The following is an 813-nucleotide window of genomic DNA, read 5'->3' as shown; positions in this document are numbered from 1 at the left end:
GTCTCGATGGTCGCTTCCCGCGCCTCATCGACAAGCTGGCACGTGTTCAGTTGCTCATTCTCGACGACTGGGGAACCCACACCCTCAACGATCAGCAGCGCCTCGATCTCCTGGAAATCTTCGAAGAGCGCTACAGGCGCAAATCCACCCTCATCACCGCCCAGCTGCCCGTCGCCCAATGGCATGACATGATCGGAGAACCAACCATCGCCGACGCCATCCTCGACCGGATCATCCACAACGCCCACCGTGTCGCCCTTGAAGGCGACAGCATGCGAAGGAAAAAAGTCCCGCGCCCCTTGACCGACGCCGAAAACAGCGAAACGAATACCAATTGACTTCAACAACCAGGCAACCAAAAGCCAGCGCCGCCCCGCTGTCCGCGAATTAGCGAAACTGCTGTCCCTCAGTTAGCGAAACCGCTGTCCCGTTTTTGCGAAATACGCACCATGACAGACGCGGCAGGCCAGTTTGGGCCGGCGGGTGACGATTACGCGATACTGCGCCGGTACCACGTCCAGCCTCTGGCTCTCATCGCTCCCAATCTCAAAAAGGACGCCTGCGCAGCAAGGGCAGCAGGTTGCAGCGGGCATCAGGGTTTCGACGATGCGCGGCAAATGCTCCGGCAGTTGACCACGGTTGGCTCTGCGCTCGGCAGTTCTCTTCTCGCAGGTTCTGGGATTGGCGCGACCCTCGGCTGCTTCGAGAGCCGCGACGGCCTCTTCGATGTCCTCCAAAACAAGCTGTAGCTGATCATCGTCCAGCTTTTCCGAGGATCGACCGAACTGCGCATCTTTTGCAAGCTTGAGCAAC

At 59.3% G+C, this 813-nt stretch carries 1 protein-coding gene and 1 pseudogene; one reads left to right on the top strand and one right to left on the bottom strand.

What is annotated here, in order from left to right; all coding sequences use genetic code 11:
* A partial coding sequence (locus AACY49_RS29700; protein ID WP_339527748.1) for an ATP-binding protein occupies positions 1 to 338 on the top strand: 338 nt, incomplete at its 5' end.
* A gap of 108 nt (positions 339 to 446) precedes the next feature.
* On the opposite strand, the pseudogene AACY49_RS29695 reads toward AACY49_RS29700, so the two are convergent.
* Positions 447 to 813, bottom strand: a pseudogene (locus AACY49_RS29695) (IS66 family transposase); the annotation flags it as partial.

Source organism: Pseudomonas sp. EL_65y_Pfl2_R96 (genome assembly GCF_963970905.1).
GTDB lineage: Bacteria > Pseudomonadota > Gammaproteobacteria > Pseudomonadales > Pseudomonadaceae > Aquipseudomonas.
This window is presented reverse-complemented; position numbering and strand designations above follow the sequence as displayed.